The 23,898-nt window shown below is 64.3% G+C and carries 24 protein-coding genes; 20 read left to right on the top strand and 4 right to left on the bottom strand.

Translation table 11 applies throughout. The annotated features are described in order from the left end of the window. The first annotated feature begins 49 nt into the window (after positions 1-49). From K4A76_RS22150 to K4A76_RS22075, 16 genes are all read left to right on the top strand, one after another. Positions 50-1,468, top strand: a complete 1,419-nt coding sequence (locus tag K4A76_RS22150; protein WP_009684959.1) for an FAD-dependent oxidoreductase — start codon at positions 50-52, stop codon at positions 1,466-1,468. A gap of 194 nt (positions 1,469-1,662) precedes the next feature. Beyond that, positions 1,663-2,727 (top strand): uroporphyrinogen decarboxylase, encoded by a 1,065-nt coding sequence (gene hemE / locus K4A76_RS22145; protein ID WP_009684960.1) that lies wholly within the window; start codon positions 1,663-1,665, stop codon positions 2,725-2,727. 197 nt (positions 2,728-2,924) lie between these two features. Beyond that, entirely contained in the window at positions 2,925-4,388 is a 1,464-nt protein-coding gene (gene gbpA, locus K4A76_RS22140) for an N-acetylglucosamine-binding protein GbpA (RefSeq protein WP_274411146.1), read from the top strand. Between the two features lie 51 nt (positions 4,389-4,439). Then, positions 4,440-4,952, top strand: coding sequence for a cytochrome b (locus K4A76_RS22135; RefSeq protein WP_173891405.1), 513 nt, complete (start codon positions 4,440-4,442; stop codon positions 4,950-4,952). A gap of 5 nt (positions 4,953-4,957) precedes the next feature. After that, positions 4,958-5,452, top strand: coding sequence for a type II secretion system protein N (locus K4A76_RS22130; protein WP_182389447.1), 495 nt, complete (start codon positions 4,958-4,960; stop codon positions 5,450-5,452). Continuing rightward, positions 5,449-7,290, top strand: a complete 1,842-nt coding sequence (gene gspD, locus K4A76_RS22125; RefSeq protein WP_274411145.1) for a type II secretion system secretin GspD — start codon at positions 5,449-5,451, stop codon at positions 7,288-7,290. The genes K4A76_RS22130 and gspD overlap by 4 nt, the downstream gene beginning before the upstream one ends. Further along, positions 7,287-8,750, top strand: a complete 1,464-nt coding sequence (gspE, locus tag K4A76_RS22120) for a type II secretion system ATPase GspE (protein ID WP_274411144.1) — start codon at positions 7,287-7,289, stop codon at positions 8,748-8,750. The genes gspD and gspE overlap by 4 nt, the downstream gene beginning before the upstream one ends. A 1-nt stretch (position 8,751) precedes the next feature. Next, positions 8,752-9,957 carry a type II secretion system inner membrane protein GspF gene (gspF, locus tag K4A76_RS22115; RefSeq protein ID WP_274411143.1) on the top strand — a complete coding sequence of 402 codons (1,206 nt, stop codon included), beginning with the start codon at positions 8,752-8,754 and terminating at the stop codon, positions 9,955-9,957. A gap of 1 nt (position 9,958) precedes the next feature. Beyond that, the gene (gene gspG / locus K4A76_RS22110; RefSeq protein ID WP_054912252.1) at positions 9,959-10,405 is read left to right on the top strand and encodes a type II secretion system major pseudopilin GspG; all 447 of its coding nucleotides are present in this window, start codon (positions 9,959-9,961) and stop codon (positions 10,403-10,405) included. After that, on the top strand, positions 10,402-10,866 hold the full coding sequence (gene gspH, locus K4A76_RS22105; RefSeq protein ID WP_274411142.1) for a type II secretion system minor pseudopilin GspH: 465 nt from the start codon (positions 10,402-10,404) through the stop codon (positions 10,864-10,866). Before gspG ends, gspH begins: the two co-directional genes overlap by 4 nt. Continuing rightward, on the top strand, positions 10,844-11,227 hold the full coding sequence (gene gspI, locus K4A76_RS22100) for a type II secretion system minor pseudopilin GspI (protein ID WP_173891399.1): 384 nt from the start codon (positions 10,844-10,846) through the stop codon (positions 11,225-11,227). The genes gspH and gspI overlap by 23 nt, the downstream gene beginning before the upstream one ends. Beyond that, positions 11,214-11,792 carry a type II secretion system minor pseudopilin GspJ gene (gene gspJ, locus K4A76_RS22095; protein WP_054912250.1) on the top strand — a complete coding sequence of 193 codons (579 nt, stop codon included), beginning with the start codon at positions 11,214-11,216 and terminating at the stop codon, positions 11,790-11,792. Before gspI ends, gspJ begins: the two co-directional genes overlap by 14 nt. Next, entirely contained in the window at positions 11,789-12,646 is an 858-nt protein-coding gene (locus tag K4A76_RS22090; protein WP_274411141.1) for a general secretion pathway protein GspK, read from the top strand. Before gspJ ends, K4A76_RS22090 begins: the two co-directional genes overlap by 4 nt. Further along, positions 12,639-13,748, top strand: a complete 1,110-nt coding sequence (gene gspL, locus K4A76_RS22085; protein WP_274411140.1) for a type II secretion system protein GspL — start codon at positions 12,639-12,641, stop codon at positions 13,746-13,748. The genes K4A76_RS22090 and gspL overlap by 8 nt, the downstream gene beginning before the upstream one ends. After that, positions 13,745-14,224, top strand: coding sequence for a hypothetical protein (locus tag K4A76_RS22080; protein ID WP_274411139.1), 480 nt, complete (start codon positions 13,745-13,747; stop codon positions 14,222-14,224). The genes gspL and K4A76_RS22080 overlap by 4 nt, the downstream gene beginning before the upstream one ends. A gap of 61 nt (positions 14,225-14,285) precedes the next feature. Then, positions 14,286-14,633: a YgiW/YdeI family stress tolerance OB fold protein gene (locus tag K4A76_RS22075; RefSeq protein WP_047149598.1), complete on the top strand. Its 348-nt coding sequence runs from the start codon at positions 14,286-14,288 to the stop codon at positions 14,631-14,633. A 36-nt stretch (positions 14,634-14,669) separates the two neighbouring features. Here the strand turns inward: K4A76_RS22075 and K4A76_RS22070 are convergent, their stop codons facing one another. Continuing rightward, on the bottom strand, positions 14,670-15,914 hold the full coding sequence (locus K4A76_RS22070; protein WP_029885849.1) for an MFS transporter: 1,245 nt from the start codon (positions 15,912-15,914) through the stop codon (positions 14,670-14,672). Between the two features lie 107 nt (positions 15,915-16,021). On the opposite strand from K4A76_RS22070, the gene K4A76_RS22065 reads away from it, so the two are divergent. From K4A76_RS22065 to K4A76_RS22050, 4 genes are all read left to right on the top strand, one after another. Continuing rightward, a complete protein-coding gene (locus K4A76_RS22065; RefSeq protein ID WP_054912246.1) occupies positions 16,022-16,951 on the top strand; it encodes a LysR family transcriptional regulator in 930 nt (309 codons plus the stop codon). 16 nt (positions 16,952-16,967) lie between these two features. Continuing rightward, positions 16,968-17,741: a ParA family protein gene (locus K4A76_RS22060; RefSeq protein WP_110677605.1), complete on the top strand. Its 774-nt coding sequence runs from the start codon at positions 16,968-16,970 to the stop codon at positions 17,739-17,741. Between the two features lie 71 nt (positions 17,742-17,812). Next, positions 17,813-18,121 carry a type II toxin-antitoxin system HigB family toxin gene (locus K4A76_RS22055; protein WP_274411138.1) on the top strand — a complete coding sequence of 103 codons (309 nt, stop codon included), beginning with the start codon at positions 17,813-17,815 and terminating at the stop codon, positions 18,119-18,121. Then, positions 18,111-18,467: a helix-turn-helix domain-containing protein gene (locus tag K4A76_RS22050; RefSeq protein WP_009684982.1), complete on the top strand. Its 357-nt coding sequence runs from the start codon at positions 18,111-18,113 to the stop codon at positions 18,465-18,467. Before K4A76_RS22055 ends, K4A76_RS22050 begins: the two co-directional genes overlap by 11 nt. A 3-nt stretch (positions 18,468-18,470) precedes the next feature. Here K4A76_RS22050 and trxC read toward each other — a convergent pair whose 3' ends face one another. The 3 genes from trxC to mscK all read right to left on the bottom strand — a co-directional run bounded on the left by trxC (position 18,471) and on the right by mscK (position 23,880). Beyond that, complete coding sequence (trxC, locus tag K4A76_RS22045; protein WP_274411137.1) at positions 18,471-18,905, bottom strand: thioredoxin TrxC; 435 nt, start codon at positions 18,903-18,905, stop codon at positions 18,471-18,473. 78 nt (positions 18,906-18,983) lie between these two features. Continuing rightward, positions 18,984-20,444 carry a protein adenylyltransferase SelO gene (gene selO, locus K4A76_RS22040; RefSeq protein WP_274412318.1) on the bottom strand — a complete coding sequence of 487 codons (1,461 nt, stop codon included), beginning with the start codon at positions 20,442-20,444 and terminating at the stop codon, positions 18,984-18,986. A gap of 127 nt (positions 20,445-20,571) precedes the next feature. Then, positions 20,572-23,880 (bottom strand): mechanosensitive channel MscK, encoded by a 3,309-nt coding sequence (gene mscK / locus K4A76_RS22035; protein ID WP_110677603.1) that lies wholly within the window; start codon positions 23,878-23,880, stop codon positions 20,572-20,574. Positions 23,881-23,898 lie beyond the last annotated feature (18 nt).

The following is a 23,898-nucleotide window of genomic DNA, read 5'->3' as shown; positions in this document are numbered from 1 at the left end:
TGCAGTTTGCAGCGTGTAGCTTGCAGCTGCTGTAAAGAGGTTTTGAAAAATGGCTGAACGTCTGAACAACGACTTCCAGTTCATCGAAGTGGGCCGCAAGGACCCGAAGAAAAAGCTGCTGCGCCAGCGCAAGAAAGAGTTCGTGGAAATCTACGAGCCGTTCAAGCCGCAGCAGTCCGTGGAGCAGGCGCACCGTTGCCTGGGCTGCGGTAACCCGTACTGCGAGTGGAAGTGCCCGGTGCACAACTTCATCCCCAACTGGTTGAAGCTGGTTTCCGAAGGCAACATCCTGGCGGCGGCGGAGCTGTCGCACCAGACCAACACCCTGCCCGAAGTGTGCGGCCGGGTGTGCCCGCAAGACCGCCTGTGCGAGGGTGCCTGCACCTTGAACGACGGCTTTGGCGCGGTGACCATCGGCTCGGTGGAGAAGTACATCACCGATACCGCCTTTGCCATGGGCTGGCGCCCGGACATGTCCAAGGTCAAGCCCACCGGCAAGCGCGTCGCCATCATTGGCGCCGGCCCAGCGGGCCTGGGCTGCGCCGACGTGCTGGTGCGCGCCGGGGTTACCCCGGTGGTATTCGACAAGAACCCGGAAATCGGTGGCCTGCTGACCTTCGGTATTCCCGAGTTCAAGCTGGAAAAGAGCGTGCTCAGCAACCGCCGCGAAGTGTTCACCGGCATGGGTATCGAGTTCCGCCTCAATACCGAGGTGGGCAAGGACGTGACCATGGAACAACTGCTCGCCGAGTACGACGCAGTGTTCATGGGCATGGGTACCTACACCTACATGAAGGGTGGCTTCCCGGGTGAGGACCTGCCGGGCGTGCATGACGCGCTGGACTTCCTGATTGCCAACGTCAACCGCAACCTGGGCTTCGAGAAGTCGCCTGAAGACTTCATCGACATGCAGGGCAAGAAGGTTGTGGTGCTGGGCGGTGGCGACACTGCCATGGACTGCAACCGTACCTCGATCCGCCAGGGTGCCAAGGCAGTGACCTGCGCCTATCGCCGTGACGAAGCCAACATGCCGGGTTCGCGCAAAGAGGTGAAGAACGCCAAGGAAGAAGGCGTGAAGTTCCTCTACAACCGCCAACCCATCGCCATTGTCGGCGAGGACAAGGTCGAGGGTGTGAAGGTGGTCGAAACCCGCCTGGGCGAGCCGGATGCCCGCGGCCGTCGCAGCCCCGAGCCGATTCCGGGTTCCGAGGAAATCCTGCCGGCCGATGCCGTGGTGATCGCCTTTGGCTTCCGCCCAAGCCCGGCGCCGTGGTTCGAGCAGCATGACATCCAGCTGGACAGCCAGGGCCGTGTGGTGGCGCCGGAGAAGGGCAAGTTCAAGCACCAGACCAGCAACCCGAAAGTGTTTGCCGGTGGCGACATGGTGCGCGGTTCGGACCTGGTGGTGACGGCGATCTTCGAAGGGCGCACTGCTGCTGAGGGTATCCTGGACTACCTGGAAGTCTGATTCTCGACCTGTTCGCGGGCACGCCCGCTCCCACGGGGTTCGGCGCAGAACCTGTGGGAGCGGGCGTGCCCGCGAAGCTTTTGTATACAAAAACGCTTGATCTGTGGCATCCAATAGACAAAACGCATGGCCATGGCCGTGCCTTTTGCGCTGGCGTCTGAGAAAATGCCCGCACTATTTTTCCGGATGCCGACATGACTGCCCTGAAGAACGATCGTTTCCTGCGTGCACTGCTCAAGCAACCCGTAGACGTCACCCCGGTGTGGATGATGCGCCAGGCCGGGCGCTACCTGCCGGAGTACCGCGCCAGCCGTGCCAAGGCAGGCGATTTCATGAGCCTGTGCATGAACCCGCAGTTCGCCTGCGAGGTTACCTTGCAGCCGCTGGACCGCTATCCGCTGGACGCTGCGATCCTGTTCTCCGACATCCTTACCATCCCCGATGCCATGGGCCTGGGCCTGTACTTCGAAACCGGCGAAGGCCCGCGTTTCAGGAAGGTCGTCAGTACCCCGGCCGATATCGAAGCCCTGCCGGTTCCCGACCCGCAAAAAGACCTGGGCTACGTGATGGATGCGGTCAGCACCATCCGCCGCGAACTCAACGGCCGCGTTCCGCTCATCGGTTTTTCCGGTAGCCCCTGGACCCTGGCCACCTACATGGTCGAAGGCGGGTCGTCGAAGGACTTCCGCAAGACCAAGGCCATGGCCTATGACAACCCGCAAGCGCTGCACCTGCTGCTGGACAAGTTGGCCCAGTCGGTGACCAGCTACCTCAACGGGCAGATCCTTGCCGGTGCCCAGGCCGTGCAGATCTTCGACACCTGGGGCGGCAACCTGTCAGCGGCGGCCTACCAGGAGTTCTCCCTCGCCTACATGCGCAAGATCGTCAGCGGCCTGATCCGCGAGCATGAAGGGCGCAAGGTGCCGGTCATCCTGTTCACCAAGAACGGTGGGCTGTGGCTTGAAAGCATCGCCGAGGCCGGTGCCGATGCCCTGGGCCTGGACTGGACCTGTGACATTGGCGACGCCCGTCGCCGTGTGGGCGACAAGGTGGCCTTGCAGGGCAACATGGACCCGACCGTGCTGTACGCCAAGCCAGAGGCCATCCGCCAGGAAGTGGCGCGCATCCTGGCCAGCTACGGCCACGGCAACGGCCACGTGTTCAACCTGGGCCATGGCATCACCCCGGAAGTCGACCCGGCGCACGCAGGCGTGTTCATCAACGCGGTGCACGAGCTGTCGGCGCAATACCACGTTTGAGTTTCCAGGCTCCCCGAACCAGGGTTTGGGGAGCCTGTGGCTGCCGCTGCCGTGCATTTCCGAAAATGTGTCGAACGTTCAGCCGTATTCCTACATATAGGCACAGATGTTTCTTCTAATGTCCGACCTCCCTTGAGCAGAGGGCACATTCGCCGCAAGTGAATGTGCCCTTTTGCATTCAACCTTCGGAGTTCGTGATGAATACAAGAAAAACCCTGCGCAGAAGCGTTGTTGCCACCGGTGTGTGGATGGCTATCGCAGGTGCAGGTTTGCAGGTTCAGGTTGCCCAGGCACACGGCCATCTGGCTGACCCGCCTTCACGTGCAGCGCTGTGCCATGCCAACCACAAGAACCTGAACAGCAACTGTGGCGGCGCTCAGTACGAACCGTGGTCGGTCGGTGAGGCCATTGGGCGTTTCCCGGCGGCCGGCCCTGTTGACGGGAAAATTGCCAGCGGTGGTGTCCGTGGCGATTTCGGTGCCCTCGACGAGCAGTCGGCCAACCGCTGGCATCTGACCCCCATCGTTGACCGGAACATTCAGTTCGACTGGCATTACCAGGCGCCGCACCCGGTAACCACGTGGGAATACTTCATAACCAAAGCCGACTGGAACCCCAATACCGCACTGAGCCGCGCCTCGTTCGACGACACGCCGTTCTGTGTAGTCGATGGCAACAACCAGGTGCCTGCCAGCGGCACTGGCACTAACCCCAAGCATAGCTGCACCTTGCCAGCCGATCGTGCAGGCCAGCACGTGATCCTGGGTGTCTGGAAAGTGGGGGATACCGACAAGGCCTTCCATAGCGTGGCTGACGTCGATATTCAACTTGACGGCGGGCCTGCGCCCGAATGGCCGCGCCTGGCCGAGATCAGCGCCAGCCGAGACCTTGAAGTGGGCGACCAGGTGACGGCCCGCGCATTCGATGCCAATGGCGAGCGTCCGTCGCACCATGTGAGCGTCACCATCGACAACGCCGAAGAAGGTATCGCTGCCAACTGGGCTTACAAGCTCGCCAGGCAGATCAACGAAACCCAGACGCTGGTCCGTGCCGGGCAAATGGATGCCGACGGCAACATCGAGCCCGTCCAGGGCTCCAACAGCATCTTCGCCAAAGCCGAAAGTGGCCTGACCAACTACATCCTCGACTTCAAGGCCGCTGCCGGTGAGCCCGCCACCCTGCACCTGCATGATGTCAAACCTGAGTACACCATCGCTGATGGCCAGGGTAGCGTGGACTTTACCGTCATGACCAACAAGGCCTTGACCGTATCGGCGCGGCTGTTCGACGCCAGCAACAAGCAGGTCGCCTACGCACGGCAACTGGTCAACGGCAGCGCGCCGTTCGCCTTGAACGTCGCCAGCGTGCCGGGTGAGCACACCCTCAAGGTCGTCGGCGTGGACAAGCGCGAGCGCGAGCTGCTGCAGGATGAGCGCACGGTCCAGCTCAAGGCGTCGGGTGACGGGTCGTACGACTTTGTCTTCCCGGAGTCGCTGTCGAGCTACCAGGCCGGCACCAAGGTACTGCAGCCCAAGAATGGCAAGGTCTACGAGTGCCAGCCCTTCCCGAACTCGGGTTACTGCGTGCAGTACTCCGCCAATGCCGCCCAGTTCGAGCCAGGTACCGGCTCTCACTGGAACATGGCCTGGACCGAGAAGTAATGCAGCACACCTGGCCCCTCGACGGGGGGCCAGGCCCTTCGAGTACTGTTTATGCAAGCACGAAAATATGCCTGGCAGCAGATCCTCCTGCACTGGGTCTCTGCCTTGGTCATCATTTGGGTACTGCTCAGCGGCTTCTACGTGGCGCACCTGAATGTCACCCCGACCACGTTTCACTTGGTTGCGTTCGTCAACGTGGCCATGACCACCCTGTTCATCCCGATATTCCTGGTGCGTTGGCTGCTGCGGCGGACCCTGTTCAAACCCGGCAGCCTGGAGGGTGCAGCCAGGGGCGAGCGGATCGCCCATCTTGTCCATGAGGGTTTGTACTGGACCACCGCGATCGTGCTGCTGTCCGGCGTATTGATGATGGACCGGCCCATCGACGTGTTCGGCTGGTTCACCCTCGCGCCGCTGTTGAGCGAACCGTTCTGGCACGGCCTGTGGTTCAAGGTCCACATCTGCGCGTGCCTGCTGCTGGCCCTGGGCGTGTCGGTGCACATTGGCGCCGTGGTGCTGCATGAGCTGGCCGGGCGCCGTGTACTGCGGCGCATGCTGCCCTGATTCGGATGAGGCGCTCATCGCATGTGATCTGGCTGGCGCTGGTGCTGGTAACGCTTGCCGGGCTGATAGCGCGGGAACGGCTGTATCCGTTAACTGCGCCCCCGCTGCTGCCGGCTCCGGCGCTGGTCACGGCAGCCGCCCCGGAGCAACCGTTCTCGACGACCGCCCTGGCCTTGGCATTCGGCTTTCAGCCTGAGCGCCAGCGGTCTAGCCGGGCGGACATCACGCTCAAGGCCTGCTTCGTATCCAGCCAGGGCGGGGCGCGGGCGTTGGTGAAAAGCGCTGGGGGCGAGGCTGTCTACCGGGTGGGTGAGCGGATTGCGGGCCACGGTGTGCTGCGCCGTATCGATGTGCGCTCCATCGTGCTGTGGGTCGACGGCCGCGAGGAAGTCGTGGCGTTGGCTACCCCTGGCCCCAGCGTTTTTCTGCCCATGGGGGCGGCCCCTCGCCCGCGCCCGGTTTCTGATCCTTCATCCCGCCTATTGCGGGAGGTGCAATGACTTTCACGCGATATTTGCAAGGCGCCTCGTTCGGCGCCTGTTTGACCCTGTGCTGTTCCCTGGCGCTGGCTGAAATGCCCACCTGGCAACTGGCGATGAGCGATGCCGACGTACGCGAGGTGGTGCGTGAGGTGGGGGAAATCCTCGACCAGACCATCATCCTCGACCCCCGCGTGCAGGGGCGCATCACCGTGCTTTCTAACGAAGCCCTGGACCGCGAAGGCATACGCCGGCTGTTCTACTCGGTGCTCAATGCCCAGGGCTTTGCCGCGGTGAATGATGGCGACCGTTTGCTGGTGCTGCCGGCCAGCGAAGCCAAGGCCTGGGCCAACCAACAGGTGGAGGCCATACCGGCCGCGTTCACCACGCGCGTCTTTACCTTGTCGGGCAGCGTCGCTGCCGACCTGGCCGGCCTGTTGCGGCCGTTGGTGTCCAGCAGCGGCTACATTGGCCCCTCCAGCTCGGCCAACGCCTTGGTGGTGACCGACTCTGCAGCCAACCTTGAACGCCTGGAGAGCCTGGTCTTGCAGCTGGACAGCGGCCAGCGGCACGACTATGAGCTGGTGACCCTGCATAACGCCCAGACCGAGGCCGTGTTCGCCGTGGTCGAGGCGGCCGCCGGGGGGCCGGACAGCGGTGTGCAGGTGGTGGCCGACGCCAACGGTAACCGCCTGCTGATCCTCGGCCCGGTCAAGTCCAGGCAGCGCCTGGCACAACTGACCCGTTCGCTGGATGTGGCGGCACCCGCCACCGCGCAGAACTGGCGTGTGGTGCGCTTGCAGCACAGTAACGCCGAGCAGCTTGCCGACGTGCTGGGTGAGGTGGGCAAGCGCCTGGATGGCGCGCCCGGCACCCGTGACTTGGGCGCCAACCTCACTGGCGACGCCGTGGTCAAGGCCGATGCCGACCAGAACGCGCTGGTGCTGCTGGGCGAGCCGCAGACACTGGGCAGCGTCGAGCAGATCATCCAGCAATTGGACCAGCCACGGGCGCAGGTACTCATCCATGCGGCAATCGTCGAAGTCAGCGGCAGCATCGATGAAGCCTTGGGTGTGCAGTGGGGCGTGGGCACCGGCGGGCTCAACGGCGGGGTCACGTTCAGCGAAAGTGGCACCGGGCTGGCTGACCTGCTGGGCAAGGAGGCCAAGCTGCCGGGTGGTGCTGCCCTGGCCATTGGCACGGACCGTTTTGCCGCGCTGATATCGGCCTTGGCCAGCAGCAGCCGCAGCAACCTGTTGTCCACGCCAAGCCTGTTGACCCTGGACAACCAGGAGGCGAATATCCTGGTGGGGCAGAACGTCGCCTTCAAGACCGGCTCCTACGTTACCCCCGGCAGTGGTTCGGAGAACCCGTTCACCACGGTCGAACGCAAGGATATCGGTATCAGCCTGAAGGTGCGCCCGCACATCAATGAGGGGCAAAGCCTGCGCTTGGAGGTCGAGCAGGAAAGCTCCGAGATCGCGCCGAGCACGGCCGAGAACGACCTGATCACCAACAAGCGTACGCTCAAGAGCACCATCCTGGCCTCCGACGGCGAGATCATCGTGATTGGCGGCCTGATCAAGGACAGCATGCGCAAGGTCGAGCGTGGGGTACCGTTGCTCAGCCGCATTCCGTGGCTTGGCGGTCTGTTCCGCTGGCGCAGCGACATTCAGGAGAAAACCAACCTGATGGTCTTCCTGCGCCCGACCATTCTGCGTAGCCAGGCGGAGCGGGTCGAGGTAGGGCGCAGGGCCTACGACGGGGTGCGCGCCGCCGATGATTCGCCTTTGCCGGCTGATGCCCAGCGGCTGTTCGAGCCGCGTCGCTTGCCAAGCGCGCAAGTGCCACAGCCATGAGCCCTGAGCTGCCATTCGTCTTCGCCCGGCGTCACGGGATCCTGCTCGACCGCCAGGCGCCCGAGCCGGTGCTGATGATGCGAGAAGGCGCCTCTCTGGCCGCCCTGGCCGAAGCCTGCCGCTTGCTGGGCAATACCTGGCCGCTGCGCCAGGTGAGCGAAGCCGACTTCGCCGAGCGCCTGGCCAGTTGCTACGGCCTGGGTGAGGATGCCGCGCAATCGATCGTTCAGAGCCTGGACCAGGAAATCGACCTGCCACGGCTGGCCGAGGCCTTGCCGCAAACCAGCGACCTGCTCGAGCAGCAAGACGATGCGCCGATCATCCGCCTGCTCAATGCCCTGTTCAGCGAAGCGGTGCGCTCGCGGGCCTCGGATATCCACCTGGAAACCTTCGAGCATCAGCTGCGCGTGCGCATGCGCATCGACGGCGTCATGCGCGAAGTGCTGTCACCCCCGCGGGAACTGTCTGCCCTGCTGGTTTCGCGCATCAAGGTCATGGCGCGCCTGGACATCGCCGAGAAGCGCGTGCCCCAGGACGGTCGCATCAGCCTGCGCCTGGCTGGCCATGAAGTCGACGTGCGCGTATCGACTTTGCCTGCCACCCATGGCGAGCGGGTGGTGCTGCGGTTGCTGGACAAGCAAGCCGTGCGCCTGGACATCGACCACATGCAGATGCCGGCGGCTGTGCGTGCTGGCTTCATGAGCATGCTGGAAAAGCCACACGGCATTTTCCTGGTCACCGGCCCAACCGGCTCGGGCAAGACCACCACCTTGTACACCGCGCTTGCGTACCTGAACCAGGAGTCGCGCAATATCCTCACCGTGGAGGACCCGATCGAGTACCACCTGGCGGGCATCGGGCAAACCCAGGTCAACCCCAAGGTCGACATGACCTTCGCCCGTGGCCTGCGCGCCATTCTGCGTCAGGACCCGGACGTGGTCATGGTGGGCGAAATCCGCGACAAGGAAACCGCCAACATCGCGGTGCAGGCGTCGCTGACGGGCCACCTGGTGCTTTCCACCCTGCACACCAACAGCGCGCTGGGGGCAATCACGCGGCTTGCCGACATGGGCATCGATACCTGCCTGCTGGCTTCGTCGCTGGCCGGGGTGATGGCCCAGCGCCTGGTACGCCGGCTCTGCCCGCACTGCAAGGTGGCCTGCGAGGTGGACCAGGCCATGGCCAGCGCCTTGGGCAACCCTGCCGGGCTGCCCGCGCAGCTTTACCAGGCGCAGGGCTGCAGTGAATGCCAGGCGGGCTACAGTGGGCGCCTGGCCTTGCACGAGATGGTGGTGGTCAAGCCCGCACTGGCTCAGGCGATCCACACCCAGGCATCCCAGGCCGCCATGCATGAACTGATTCGCCAGGACACGCCGAGCCTGTTCCAGCACGGTGTTCAGCGTGTCTGCCAAGGGCAGACCAGCGTGGCAGAACTGCTGCGCGTGACCGGGCAGGACTGACATGCCGCTGTTTCGCTATCAGGCCCAGGATGCCAAGGGCGCCCGCCAGCGCGGTACGCTGGAAGCGCCGGGGGCGCGTCAGGCTCGGCAAACCTTGCGCGAGCAAGGCTGGCAGGTGCTGAAACTGCGCCCCGTACCGCGGTCACTGCTGGCGGGCGTGCTGAACCGCAGCGGTTTGAGCCTGGCCCGGCGCTCGCTGCTGACCCGCCAGCTGGCGACTCTGCTGCAGGCCGGGCTGCCGTTGACCGAAGCCTTGCAGGCGGTTGCCGAGCAAGGCACCCGGCGCCAGGAGCGGCAGGTGTTGCGCGGCGTGGCAGAGCGGGTTGCCGAAGGCCATGCCCTGGCCCAGGCGTTGGCCCATTACCCGCGGGCGTTCCCGGTCATCTACCGGGCCACCGTGGCCGCAGCGGAGCGCTCCGGGCGCTTGGGGGACGTGCTCGAACGTTTGGCCGCGCATGGCGAGGACGAGCAAGCCTTGCGGCAGAAAGTGCAGCTGGCCATGGTCTACCCGGTGATTCTGCTGGCCGTCTCGTTGCTGGTGGTGGGGTTTCTGCTGGGCTATGTCGTGCCTGATGTGGTGCAGGCATTCTCCCGCGACCAGGCGCGCCTGCCGTTGGCCACGCAAGTGCTGATTGCCCTGAGCGATGCCGCCAACCAGTACGGCCTGGCAGCGCTCACGCTGCTGCTGGCCGGCATTGCTCTGGGCGCGTGGGCCCTGCAACAACCGCCATGGCGTAGCCGGTGGCATGCCTTGGCACTGCGCCTGCCAGGTTATGGCGAATTCGCGCGGGCCAGCGAGGCGGCGCGGTTCATCAGCACCCTGGCGATCCTGGGGCGCAGCGGCGTGGCCTTGGTAGAAGCGATGAACATCGCTGCGGCGGTGATCGGCAACCTCACCCTGCGCGAGCGTCTGCTGCAGGCCGCCCGCGAGCTGGCCGAGGGCAGCGCCTTGGCCAGTTGCCTGACACGCAGCGACACCCTGCCACCGCTGATGCTGCACATGATCGCCAGCGGTGAACGCGCCGGTGAACTGGACACCATGCTTGAACGTGCTGCAGACCTCCAGGCCAGGCAACTGGCAGGGCGTATCGCGCTGCTGGTGAGCCTCTGCGAACCCCTGATGCTGCTGGTGATGGGGGGCATCGTGCTGTTCATCGTGCTGGCCATCCTGCTGCCGATCCTCAACCTCAACCAACTGGTCAACTGACATGTCCCTTCGTTCTACACGCCACGCGCAACGTGGCTTCACACTCATCGAAATCATGGTGGTGGTCATCATCCTGGGCGTGCTTGGCGCACTGGTGCTGCCCAACGTGATGAGCCGTCCCGACCATGCCAAGCTGACCGCGGCCCGCACCGACCTGCAGTCGATCGCCACCGCGCTGGAAATCTATCGGTTGGACAACGGCCGTTATCCAACGTCCGCGCAAGGCCTGGACGCCTTGGTAACACGCCCCAGCGTGGCGCCATTGCCGCGCAACTGGAGTGCCCAGGGCTATCTGAAGCGTACGCCTACCGACCCTTGGGGCTCGCCTTACCAGTACGTGAACCCGGGCAGCCGATCGAACCAGGGGTATGACCTTTACTCGCTGGGTGCCGACGGGCAGCCGGGCGGCGAACAGATGGATGCCGATATCGGTAACTGGTCTGAATGAAACGGCCACGCGCGCAAGGCTTCACACTGCTGGAACTGCTGCTGGTCCTGCTGCTGCTGAGCATCGTCATGGGGATGGCGGGGTTCGGTATCGGGCGCGACCCGCAGCGCCTGGCCAGCCAGGAGGCCAACCTGTTTTTGCAACTGGTGCAACACGCACGGCAACAGGCTGTGCTGGAGGGCGTGGCGCTGGGTATCCGAATCGACCCGCAAGGCTATCAACTGCTGAAGGCCCGCGGTGACAGCTGGGAGCCCGCGGGCCAGCAGCGCGATATTGGCCTGGACCTGCGCCTGCAGATCGATGGGCTGCCAGTGCCACCCGCCGTGCCTGGCAAGGCGCCGCAACTGGTGATGTACGGCAATGACGAGCACACGCCGTTTTCCCTGTATTTCGAGGCCGACACCGTGCGCCTGGTCTCCCTGTCGAGCGATGGTCTCAATGCCCCGCAGTTCCAGCCCTGAACGCGGCTTCACCCTGCTCGAGGTATTGGTGGCGCTGGCGATCTTCGCGGTGCTGGCCGTGGCGGTGAGCACGGCCAGCCAGCGCATACTGGTGCAGTCGCAGGGGTTGCAGGACCGTCTTTTTGCCAGCTGGGTCGCCGACAACCACCTGCTGGAAATGCGCCTGCAACCGGCCCTGGCGCCCGGCCAGCGCAGTGTGGAGGTGATGTTCGGCCAGCGTCGCTGGACGCTGCAGGAAAGCCGGCAACGGCTGGGCGCGGCTGGCCTGCTGGAGGTTCAGGTGCGCGTGGGCCTTGCGGCCGATCGCCAGGTGTTGCACCAGGCCACCGGGTGGCAGGGGGGCAGCGATGCGTCACGCTAGGCCCCGCCAGCGCGGTTTCACCTTGATCGAACTGCTGCTGGCCATGGCCCTCTTCGCCTTGTTGGCGGTGGGCAGTGCGCGTGTGCTGGATGTGGTCATGCGGGCCGAGCGTGCGCGCCAGGCCCAGGCCGAGCAGTTGCATGCGCTGGGCAGGGCCATGAGCCTGATCCAGCGCGATGCCTTGCAAGGGTATCTGCCGGCGAGCCTGGGCAAGGGCGGTTACGGCATCCTGCTGAACGGCGACCGGGCCCATTGGCTGACCCGCGAACCCGACCACCAGGCGCTCAAGCGCAGCGAACTGAGGGTGGTCGAATACTGGCTCGCCGACGGCGTGCTGTGGCGCCAGCGGCGCACCCAGGGGCAGGGCCAGCCGCGCCCGCAGCGTTTGCTCGAAGGTGTGGGCGAACTGCAGTGGCGCCTGCATGTACCCGGTAGCGGCTGGCAGGCGCATTGGCCAATGGCCCAGCGGCGGGCCCTGCCACCGCAGGCGCTGGAGGTGACCCTGTCCACCCGGCGCTTGGCGCAGATTCGGCGGGTACTGCCGCTTGGCGGGGCCAGCCAGTGAAGCGTCAACGGCAGAAGGGGCTGGCGCTGATTACCGTGCTGCTGGTGATGGCGCTGCTGACGTTATTGGTAGCCGGCATGTTGCACAGCCATCGCCTGCTGCTTGGCGGTGTTGCCCAGCAGCTCGATGCCACGCGCCTGTTGCGCCTGGCGCAAGCCGGCGAACAACAGGCGCTTGCGAGGCTGCGGGGTGAGGTAGGGGAGATCCTGCAGGTGACCCACGGGCGGCAGGGCTGGGGCCAACCCCGTGTGTTGACCTTGGGCGAAGGCCGGGTGCAACTACAGCTGGAGGACCTCGCAGGGCGCTTCAACCTCGGCGCCCTGACCGCAGGTAAAACCCCCGACCCCTTGCTGCTCGAGCGTTGGCAGCGCCTGTGCCATGCACTGCAGGTGGCGCCGCCGGCCTTGGAGGCGCTGGCGGGCCAGCCGCTGCTGGACCCTACCCAGTTGCGGGCCCTGCCGGGCGTCACTGCCGAGGTGATGGCGCGTTTGCAGCCTTGGGTAGTGGTGTTGCCCAAGGAGGCGCGGCTCAACATCAATACGGCCCCGGCACGTCTGTTGGCAGCACTGGCCGAGTTGTCGCCAGCGGTGGCTGCCGACCTGGTACGGCAACGCCCCGAGGCGGGCTACCCGACAGTGGAGCGTTTTCTGGCCTCTGCGCAATTGGACGGCGTGGGCGTGAACCGGCGCGGGCTTGCCGTGACCAGCCGCTGGTTTCGCCTTGAGGTGCAGGCACAGCAGGCGGGTAGGCGCATGTACCTGTACAGCGACCTGGAGATCGATTTGAACACGCACCAGGTTCGTGTGGTGCGGCGTGTATTTACTGCAATGCGGGAGCGAAGAGCAGATGAGTGAAACCTGGCTGTACCTATTGCCCGCGGGCGTTGCGGCGGCCGATGCGCAGTGGCCGGTGTGGCTGCGAGCAGGCGATGGCAGCGTGCGCAAGACGCGTCTGGACGCGCTCGGGGCGACCCTGGCCGGCCCTGTGATCCTTGTCTTGCCGATGGAAATGCTCGGCAGTTGCGAAATCGGCCCCGTGCCAGGCAAGCGGCCGAAGCCTGAAGCATTGGCCTACGCCGCCGAAGAGCAGTTGGCAGCGGCGCTGGAATCGGTGCACCTGGTTTTTGCCGCAGCAGATATGCAAGGGCACCGCCGTGCGCTGGTGATAGAGCGTCAGGTGCTGCGCAATGTTTTGACCCTGTTGCAAACGCTGGGTATCGACCCGGTCGCGATCCATGTCGATGCCGACCTGCTGGGTGGCAAGCAGCCCAGTGCACTGTGGCTTGATGGGCGCTGGCTGGTGGGCGGCGGAGGTGGGCCGTGGCTGGTCGCCACGCCCCAGGCAGCCGAAATCGTGGCGCGGCAATTGCCGCCGATGGCCTGGCAGGCCGCCGCTGCCGATGGCGGGCAACCGCTGGTCAACCACAGGGTCGACAATGCCTTCCAGACCTTGCTGCAAGGGCGAGCCAAGGCGCTGGACCTGCGCCAGGGGCCATTCCGCCGTCAGCGCCTGGCGTTACCCTGGTCGGCGTTGTCGGGCGCAGTGCTGCTAGGCTTCGCCATGCTGTGCGTGGCCGATCATTGGCGTGTCGAGGGGCTGTTGCAACGCGTGGCTCAACAGCATGCCGAAAACGTTCAGGCATTCCAGCGGTGGGCGCCCGGGCAGCCCGTCACCGGTGACCTGGCGGTGCGCGTCAGGGCGTTGCAGGCCGGCCCTCGTGCGACCACCCGCATGGAAGGCCTGGCGGCCGTCGCGCAGCCGCTGGTGGAAACCGGGAACATCACCCTCGAGCGGGCCGCGTTCAGTCCGGCGCAAGGGTGGCGTATGGATGTGCTGGCCCTAGGGTTCGATGACCTCGAGCGCTTGCGCCTGCTGGCCCCTGCCGTGCTGATGGACCAGGCCCGGCAGACCGCCCAAGGGGTGCGGGCAACCCTGACCTGGAGCGGGACTCGATGAAGCGCAGGTTTGAGCAGGCCCTTGTGCGCCAATGGCAAACGCTACCTGCCACTCGCCGGGCACTGATCAGGGTCACCCTATGGGGTGTGGCCATGCTGGTGCTCTGGCAACTGGCCTGGGTGCCTGGCAAGCAGCGTTCGCTGCAGGCCGAGCTTGCCCATGGGCAGGCGCTGGAGCTGGCCGGGCAGTTGCAGCAGGTGGCGTCAGCGCCGGTCGGGGGGCGCGAAGCGGTGCGGGCACTGACGCCCGCCGCGCTCAATGAGCGTGCCTTGGCCGCCGGGTTGCGCGTTCTCGGGCTGCAGGCTCGGGCCACGCAGCTCGACGTCAGCCTCGAAGGCCAGCCCACGGCAGTGCTGAGCTGGCTACACACGCTGGAACGTGACGGCGCACAGCTGCGCAGTGTGCAGCTACAGGTGACTGGCGAGCAGTTGCAGGTGCAGCTGGCGCTGGAACTGTACGAAGCCTGGGGCGATTAAGATTGGATTCAGCCAGCTTCGGTAGGCTGTTCCCATCCAAACCGAAACAGGACCTGCCTCCATGAAAACCCGTTACCTTGCCCTGATCCTCGCCCCGCTGTTCAGCACTGCTGCCCTGGCTGCCGGCTATACCGGCCCGGGTGCGCAAGCAGTAACCACCGTGGCCGCTGCGAACGATGCCGCCGATGACACGCCGGTGGTGCTGCAGGGCTTCGTCACCAAGAAGATCAACAACGACGACAAATACGAATTCAAGGACAACACCGGCACCATCACCGTGGAAATCGATGATGAAGACCTGCCACCGACGCCGTTCAACGACAAGACCAAGGTCAAGCTGACCGGTGAGGTGGAGAAACACCTGATGAGCCGTGAAGTGGATGTGGATATCGTCGAAATCATCAACTGATCCCCGGGCCAGTTCGCGGGCGTGCCCGCGAATGCCTCACCCCGACTTCGGTGGCAACTTGCTCAGGTGTAGCGCCACCAGCAACGCCACTGCCAGCAAGCTGCCTATGAACAGGCCGATGCCATTCCAGCCCCATTGGTGCCAGAACACCCCGCCCGCCGTACCGGCCACGCTCGAGCCGGCGTAATAGCTGAACAGGTACAGCGACGACGCCTGCCCCTTGGCCTTCAGCGCCCGCCGGCCGATCCAGCTACTGGCCACCGAGTGCGCGCCAAAGAAGCCGAAGGTGAACACCAGCATGCCCACGATCACCATGGCCAGTGGGCTGGCCAGGGTCATCAGCAAACCACACGCCATGACCACGATGCTGGCCCAGAACACCTTGCGTCGGCCCAGCTTGTCCGCCAAGGCGCCGACCTGCGCCGAGCTGTAGATGCCGGACAGGTACACCACCGACAGCAAGCCGACCAGCGCCTGGTTCATGTGGTAGGGCTCGGCCAGCAGGCGGTAGCCGATGTAGTTGAACAGGGTGACGAAGGCACCCATCAGCAGGAAGGCCTCCAGGAACAGCCAGGGCAGGCCGGCATCCTTGAAATGCATGACGAACCCGTCCAGCAGGCTGCGCGGGCTCATCGTTTGCGGGCGGAAATTGCGTGACTCCGGCAGCACCTTCCAGAACACCAAGGCGGCGCCCAGGGCCAGGCCACCGATGGTCAGCATGGCTGTGTGCCAGCTAACGAAGTCGATCAACACGCCAGTGATCAGCCGCCCGCTCATGCCGCCAATGGCGTTGCCGCCGATGTACAAGCCCATGGCCAGGCCAATGTGCTGGGGGTGGATCTCTTCGCTCAGGTAGGTCATGGCCACTGCTGCCAGGCCGCTCAGCGACAGGCCGACCAGCGCGCGGGTGGCCAGCACCAGTTCCCAGCTCGGCATCACCGCGCTGGCCAGGGTGGAGAGCGCGGCGCACACCAGGGCGAACACCATCACCGGCTTACGGCCGATGCGGTCCGAGATCGGGCCGGTGACAAGCAGGCCGAACGCCAGCATCGCGGTCGACACCGACAGCACCAGGCTGCTCTGTGCGGCGTTGATGGCGAATTCTTTAGACAGCAACGGCATCATCGGCTGTACGCAATACAGCAGGGCGAAGGTGGCGAAGCCGCCGCTGAACAGGGCCAGCACGGTCTTCATGAAGGCGGGGGTGCCTTTTTCGATCCACATGTCGGTCAAGGTGGCAGGTTCGAGTTCGATGGGCTGCGCGGCTACAGCAGTTTTCACGGCGGGTACCTCTGGTGCAATGAAAAAAGCATATAGCTGGCTAATGATTAGATCCAATATATTGTTCGACCTATTTGAGATGTTTTGCGACTTGTTTGGAGCAACCCATGGAACTGCGCCATCTGCGTTATTTCATTGCCGTGGCAGAAGAGCTGCACTTCGGCCGCGCCGCCCAGCAACTGGGCATTTCGCAACCGCCGCTGAGCCAGCAGATCCAGGCGCTGGAACAGGAGCTGGGGGCGCGCTTGTTCGAGCGCACCAACCGCCGGGTCGAGCTGAGCGAGGCAGGCCGGCTGTTCCTGGGCGAGGCGCGCCAGGTGCTGGCGCAGGTGGAGAAGGCGGCGGATGTGGCGCGGCGTGCACAACTGGGTGAATTGGGCGAGATGAAGATCGGCTTTACCTCCTCGGCCCCGTTCACATCGAAGATCCCCAAGGCCATTCATGCCTTTCGCCAGCGCTTCCCCGCAGTGCACCTGAACCTCAAGGAAATGAGCAGCCGCGATGTTGCCGAAGGGGTGTTCGATGAGTCCATCGAAGTCGGCCTGATGCGGCCAATGCCGCTGCCGGAAGGGTTGCTGGCCACCGAGCTGTTTCGCGAGCCACTGGTGGCGGTGATCAATGCCTCACACCCGCTGGCCGAAGCCAGCGGGCAAGGCGTGCACATGGCGGCGCTGGCCCATGAGCCGTTCGTATTCTTCCCGCGCAGCTATGGCAGCGGCTTGCATGCGCAGTTGCTGAGCCTGGCGCGGCAGGCCGGGTTCAGCCCGCATTTTGCCCAGGAGGCAGGGGAGGCGATGACCATCATCGGCCTGGTGTCGGCGGGGTTGGGGGTGTCGGTGCTGCCGGCCTCGTTCCAGCGCATGCGTATCGAAGGGGTGGTGTACCGCACCTTGCTCGACGAGGGGGCGATGACCGCGGTGTGGCTGGTGCAGCGCGAAGGCGGCGGGTCGGCCATGGCCAAGGCGTTTGCGCAGCTGCTTCAGGCGAATGGCACTGGCCATGGCGGCGACACCGCCACATACTCGGGCATTCGTTGAAACACGGAGGTCAACCATGCGGCGCGTGGTGTTCAATCAGAAAGGTGGCGTGGGCAAGTCGAGCATCGCCTGCAACCTGGCGGCGGTCAGTGCCAATGAAGGCTACCGGACCCTGCTGATCGACCTGGATGCCCAGGCCAACTCGACACAGTACCTCACCGGGCTGACGGGTGAGGATATCCCCATGGGTATCGCCGATTTCTTCAAGCAGAGTCTGTCCAGCGGGCCATTCAGCAAGAAGAACAGGGTGGATATCTATGAAACCCCGTTCGACAACCTGCATGTGGTGACTGCAACGCCTGAACTGGCCGACCTGCAGCCCAAGCTCGAGGCCAAGCACAAGATCAACAAGCTGCGTAAGCTGCTCGATGAGCTGGACGAGGATTACGAGCGGATCTACATCGACACCCCGCCGGCGCTTAATTTTTATGCGGTTTCGGCGCTGATCGCGGCTGACCGTGTGCTGATCCCCTTCGACTGCGACAGCTTTTCGCGCCAGGCCCTGTACGGCCTGCTGGCCGAAATTGAAGACCTCAAGGAAGACCATAACGAAGACCTCGTAGTCGAAGGCATCGTGGTCAACCAGTTCCAGTCGCGTGCCAGCCTGCCGCAGCAGATGCTCGACGAACTGCTGGCCGAAGGGCTGCCGGTGCTGCCGGTGTACCTTGGCAGCTCGGTGAAGATGCGTGAATCGCACCACGCCAGCCTGCCGCTGATTCACCTGGAGCCCAGGCACAAGCTGACGCAGCAGTTTGTCGAGTTGCATGATTTGCTGGAGCGCAGCGAGTAGGCATCTAGCCCGCTTCCTTGCACCACCTCTGATTCCGACGCATAATCTCCCAAAACGGGAGATTTGCTTGCATGCGCGTCATAGCCAAAAGCACCTTGGTGAAGTTCTGGGAGCTGCCCGGATACGAGGATGCCAAGGCCCCTTTGGAAAGTTGGCACGATATAGCGATCAAGGCCGTCTGGCGAACGCCGCAGGATGTAAAGGACCAGATTGGCAACGCGAGCATCTGTGGCAACAACCGCGTGGTCTTCAACATTGGGGGTAACAAGTACCGGCTTGTGGTTGAGATGCAATACCGCGCCGGTATCGCCTGGGTGAAGTTCGTCGGTACGCACAAGCGCTATGACGAGATTGACGTGGAGACAATCTGTGAATATTAAGCCGATTCGTAACGAGGACGATCTTCGAGCAGCATTCCAGCGCCTCGAAGCCATATTTCAGTCTGAAGCGGGCACGCCTGAGGCTGATGAAATGGAAGTGCTTGTGACACTGATCGAAGTGTACGAGAACAGGCACTATCCCATTCACCCCGCCAATCCCATCGAAGCTATCAAGTTTTGTATGGATCAGCAGGGGCTCACGCCAAGAGATCTTGAACCGTACATCGGTCCAAGCGGGCGAGTTTCGGAAGTACTGAGCGGGAAGCGCGGGCTGAGCCTTTCCATGATCAAGCGCCTGCATGATGGCCTTCGCATTCCCTATGAGTCGCTGCTGGCAAGCGCTTGAAAACTAAACCCCCTGGCTGCGCACCCACTCCAACAACGCCTGGAGTGGAAACGCCCCGGCCTGACGGCTGACTTCGCGGCCGTTCTTGAACAGCAGCAGGCTGGGGATCGAGCGGATGCCCAGTTGCCCGGCCAGGTTGCGGTTGGCTTCGCTGTCGAGCTTGGCCAGGCGGCAGCGGCCGGACAGTTGGCGGGCGGCTTGTTCGAAGGTGGGGGCGAACGATTTGCACGGGCCGCACCAGTCGGCCCAGACATCCACCAGCAGCGGTAGGTCGCCTTTGATTTGCCTGGCGTAGCTGGCTTCGGTGAGTTCGAAAGGGGCGCTCAGCAGGACCTGCTGTTTGCAGCGGCCGCATTTCGGCGCGTCGCCCAGGCGCTCGGCAGGCAAGCGGTTGAGGCCGTTGCAGTGGGGGCAGGGGATGACCAGTGGTTCGGACATGTTGGTTCCTCGAGGTTATTGGGGCTGCTTGGCAGCCCATCGCGACACAAGGCCGCTCCCACAGGGGTAAAGCGCCAATCAGGAAGAGCAGCTGATTTCCAGGTGCTTGCCCCATTCCGGTGGGCGCTCGGCGTAGGCCTGCATCCCGGGTTGCTCCTCGAAGGGGTTGCTCAGCACCTGGTGCAGCCGCCGCACTTCACTGTAATCCCCCGCTTCAGCTGCCTCGATGGCTTTCTGCGCCAGGTAGTTGCGCAGCACGTACAACGGGTTCACTGCGTGCATGCGTTCGCGGCGCCCCTCGGCATTACCGGCTTCACGCTCGCACCGGGCCAGGTAATCGGCGCCCCAGGCATCGAAGCCGGCCAGGTCGATGAAGTCATTGCGAACCACCTTCAACGCTTCGGCCACCGGTTGCTCGCCCAGCCGGCGGAAGAACAGGTTGTAGTCCACACCACCGCGCTGCATGCACTGCAGCAGGCGCTCGACCAGCGCCATGTCGTCATCCTCGGCCGTGGTCAGGCCCAGGCGCCTGCGCATCAGGTCCAGGTAATGGGCCTGGTACAGTGGCAGGAACAGGCTCAACGCCTGCTTCAACGGCTCCACCTCGACCACCGTGGTCAGCGCCTGGGCCAGCGCGCTAAGGTTCCAGTGGGCGATGGGCACCTGGTTGGCGTAGCTGTAACGACCACGGTCGTCGGAGTGGTTGCAGATGAAATTGGCGTCGAAGTCGTCGAGGAAGGCGTACGGGCCGAAGTCGAAGGTAATGCCGAGGATCGACATGTTGTCGGTATTCATGACCCCGTGGCAGAAGCCATAGGCCTGCCAGCGGGCGATCAGGTCGGCATTGCGCTCGACGATGGTGCGGAACATCGCCAGGTAAGGTTGCTCGGCGGTGCCGCACTCGGCGTAGTGCTGTTGCAAGACGTGGTCGAGCAGCACCCGCTGCTGCTCAGGCTGCTTGGTATAGTAGAAATACTCGAAATGACCGAAGCGTACGTGGCTCTGCGCCACGCGGGTGAGCATGGCCGCGCTTTCACGTGTTTCGCGCCATACCGGGGTGCTCGAGCCGATGACGCACAGCGCGCGGCTAGTGGGAATGTGCAGGGCATGCAGGGCTTCGGAGGCGAGGAACTCGCGGATCGATGAGCGCAGCACGGCGCGGCCGTCGCCCATGCGCGAGTACGGCGTCTGGCCGGCCCCCTTGAGGTGCAGGTCCCAGTGCTGATTGGCGTCGTTCAGGACCTCGGCCAGCAACAGGCCGCGGCCATCGCCCAGGCGCGGGTTGTACGAGCCGAATTGGTGGCCGGAGTACACCATCGCCCTTGGGTCGGCCTGGTCCCACAGCTTGTGGCCGCTGAACAGTTCGGCGAACAGAGGCAGGTCGGCCTGGGCCGGGTCGAGGTCCAGCAGCGCCATGGCCGACTCGCTCGCCACCACCAGGCGGGGCTCGGCGATGGGCTCGGGCAGCACCTGGGTAGAAAACGCATCGCCCAGGCGGGCGAAGCGGTTGTCGAAAGTGAGTTGGTCGAGGGCTTTCACGGGCTGCTCCTGGAAGTCGGTGCCATTGGGGCCGCTTTGCGGGGCCCAGCTGTGGGGGCTGGCTTGCCGGCGATCGAGGGCCAAGCCCTCGCAGGCATTCTGGGCGTTCATGCCCTATGGCGTCCACTCACACAGGTTGGGTGCCATCGGGTTTGGGCTGCTCCATCGGTATCAGCTGCTGCTTGCCGCCGGCTGCGTCCATCAGGAACACCTCGACCTGGCGTACCGAGATCTTGATGTCGTGCGCCTTGAACTCGCGGCTGATGAAGCGGTTGAGTTCATCCAGCGTCGGGTTGCGGTCACCCAGGTCGCGCACGTGCATGCGCAGTTCGTGGTCCAGCGAGCTTTCGCCGAAGTTGAGGAAGTACACGATCGGTTCCGGGTCCTTGAGCACCCGTGGGTTTTCATGCGCGCCCTTGAGCAGCAGCTCGCGCACCAGGTCGAGGTCGGAGCCATAGTCGATGCCCAGCTTCAGCGTGACCCGGGTGACCGTGTCGGTCAGCGACCAGTTGATCAGTTGGCCGGTGATGAAGGTCTTGTTGGGGACGATGATGTCCTTGCGGTCGAAGTCGGTGATGGTGGTGGCGCGGATGCGGATCTTGCTCACCGTGCCCGACAGGTTGCCGATGGTGATGGTGTCGCCGATGCGTACCGGGCGCTCGAACAGGATCATGATGCCGGAGATGAAGTTGGCGAAGATTTCCTGCATGCCGAAGCCCAGGCCCACCGACAGCGCCGCCACCAGCCATTGCAGCTTGTCCCAGCTGACCCCCAGGGTCGACAGGGTGCTGACGATACCCACGCCGACGATGGTGTACGACAACAGGGTGGTGGTGGCGTAGGCGCTGCCCTGGGCAAGGTTCAGGCGTGACAGCACCAGCACCTCCAGCAGGCCTGGCAGGTTGCCGGCCAGGGCGAAGGTGATACCGACGATCACCAGTGCCCCCAACAGGTCGCCCAGGCTGATGGGCACCATGCTGGCAGCGGCGCCGGTGCCGCTGGTGTATTCGTACAGCACGAAGTTGTTGAGGTAGGCGAACACCGAGAGCAGGTCGGCCCATACCCAGTACAGGCCAGCGATGAAACCGCCCAGCAGGGCCAGGCGGATCAGGCGCAGCGATTGCTGGTTGACCTGCTCGATGTCCAGGGTCGGCTCTTCGACGACCACTTCGCCGTCCAGCCCTTCCTTGGCCGCCGCGCGCTTGCTCAGTGCCCGTTGGTAGGCCAGGCGGCGGGCCGCAACCGACAGGCCGCGCACGAAAGCGGCCTCGATCACCAGCCAGAACAGCAGCAGGTAGAGGGTGTAGATCAGCCGGTCGGTGAGTTTCAGGGCGGTGTAGTAGTAGCCGAAGCACACCGCGACGAACAGGGCGATAGGCAGCGCAGTGAACGCCACGCCGACCGCCTTGCGGAACAGCGAAGTGTCACGGTGCGCCGGGCTGCTGAGCAGCAGGCGGCTGAGCAGCCAGGCCATCAGCGCATAGCAGGCCAGCACCACGCCAATACCCAGTACATCGTCGGCCAGCGCCGACGGCTGGTGCTCGGCCACCGCCACTACCCCGACCAGGGCCAGCACCACGGTGCCCAGGCGGCGTACCCAGCCCCGCAGGAACTCGACCTGGGGTTTGTACCAGCGGAAATGCACTTCCGCCACGCCGCCGGGTGCAAGGATGCGGTAGGCGGTATAGAACACCAGCCACGCCTGGGCCAGTTGCCACAGGGCCGCGCCGAGGTTGGCGTTCTGCCCGCGGGCGTCGATTTGCAGGGCGTAGCTGCACAACGCCAGGACAAGGCTGACCGGCATCGCCAGCAGGATATTGATAAGAATCGCCTGTGGCGTATGCCACTGGCTGTCGCGGCGGAAATGGCCAATGTCCTGGTGCACCTTGCCCAGCCGTTGGTACAGGTACTTGCGCCGCCACAACAGAGCGCCGATCACCAGCAACAGCGGCAGGAACAGCAGCGGCCGGTGGCTGAGGCCGTCGGTCAGCTCGCTCAGGCTGGAGGCCCACGGCAGGTTGGCGACCTGGTCGGCCAGCCGTTGCGGCACGGTGCGCAGCCAGTCCCAGTCCAGGGGCTTGTTGCTGGGGATCCAGAACATCTGTTCGTCGAGGGTGGTGCGCAGGCTCTGGGCAGTGCCCAGCAATTGTTTCTGGTTGAGCTGCAGGGTGATCGATTCGTTGAGCAGCGCCGAAAGCTCGCGGTTCAAACGCTCCAGCAGGTCGCTGCGGGTGATCGCCAGCTCCAGCAGGGCCTTGCGCAGCTGCGGGGTTACCTGTTCCTGCGGTTGGGCTGCCAGCAGCTTGTCGACATAGGTCACCGGGCTGCTCATCACCTCGCGCTGCTGGCTGACCTCGAACTGGTACAGGCGGGTGTCGGCGATCTGGTCGGCCAGGTCACGGTCGAGTTTCAGGTGTGGCAGGGTCTGTTTCTGTTTGTAGAGGATCTTGGACAGCAGCAGGCTGCCCTTGAGCACGTTGATCTGCTCGTCCAGCGCCTGGTCGGCCTGGGTCAGGCTGTCCAGTTGCTGCTTGGTGCGCAGGTTCTGCTGGGTCAGCTCATTGAGGCGGTCGGTGCTTTTGAGCAGGTAGTCGGACAGCTTCAGGTTAGCTGCGCTTTCGGTGGCCAGCAGGCTGCTGCCGCCCGCCTTCTGCGCCTCGATCGATTGCTGGGTGACCGTTTCCTGGGACTGGGCCAGGCGCTTGTCGTTGATCAGCGTCTGCAGGTCCTGGATTTCCTGCTCAAGGCGCGCGGCACGCTCGATCAGCAGGTCATGGCGGGCGTTGCCAAGGTCCTGCAGCACGCTGTTGCCGGCCAGTTCCTGGCGGCGCAGCAGGGTCAGCGCGTTGAGCGAAGCCAGTTCTGCGTTCAGCTGGTTGCGCTGGTCGGCGTTGATCGACTTGCCACCGTCCTTGCCGGTCTTGAGGATGGTGTTGATCTGCTGGGCGCGGGTCTGGTTGCTGCTGATTTCGGCCTGGGCACGCTCGGGGCGGGTCTGCGAGTTGATGATCAGGCTGTTGGCGTCGGACAGCGACTTCTGCAGCTCACCCTGCTGGGTGTTGCGCTCGCTGAGCATCTGTTCGAGCTGCTGCACGTTGAGGTTGGCATAGCGCTGGGCAACCGGCTGAACCTTGGTTTGCTTGAGCCGGGCCAGCTCTTTCTGGCTGTCGTCGGTTTCCTTGGGTGCCGCACTGAGTTGCTGCTTGAGGGCGGCCAGCTTCTTCTCGTTGTCGTCCTTGCTGGCCAGCAGGCTCAGGGTCTGTTCCAGTACCTGCTGCAAGGCTTTCTGGTCGGCCTCGGGCAGCTTGCGCTCGGCAATCTTGTCGAGGCTGTTCTGAATGCTGGCAGCCGTTGGCGGTTCTGCCGCGGTGGCCGCGAAGGAAAGGGACAGGCACAGCCCGAGCAGGGCTGTGCGAAGGTATGCGCGCAGGGACATAGGCAGACTACTTGTGGA

Origin of the sequence: Pseudomonas sp. NEEL19 (genome assembly GCF_028751975.1) — a bacterium.
GTDB classification, from domain to species: domain Bacteria; phylum Pseudomonadota; class Gammaproteobacteria; order Pseudomonadales; family Pseudomonadaceae; genus Aquipseudomonas; species Aquipseudomonas juntendi.
The sequence above is the reverse complement of the archived record's forward strand: the minus strand, read 5'-3'. Positions and strand labels throughout refer to the sequence as shown.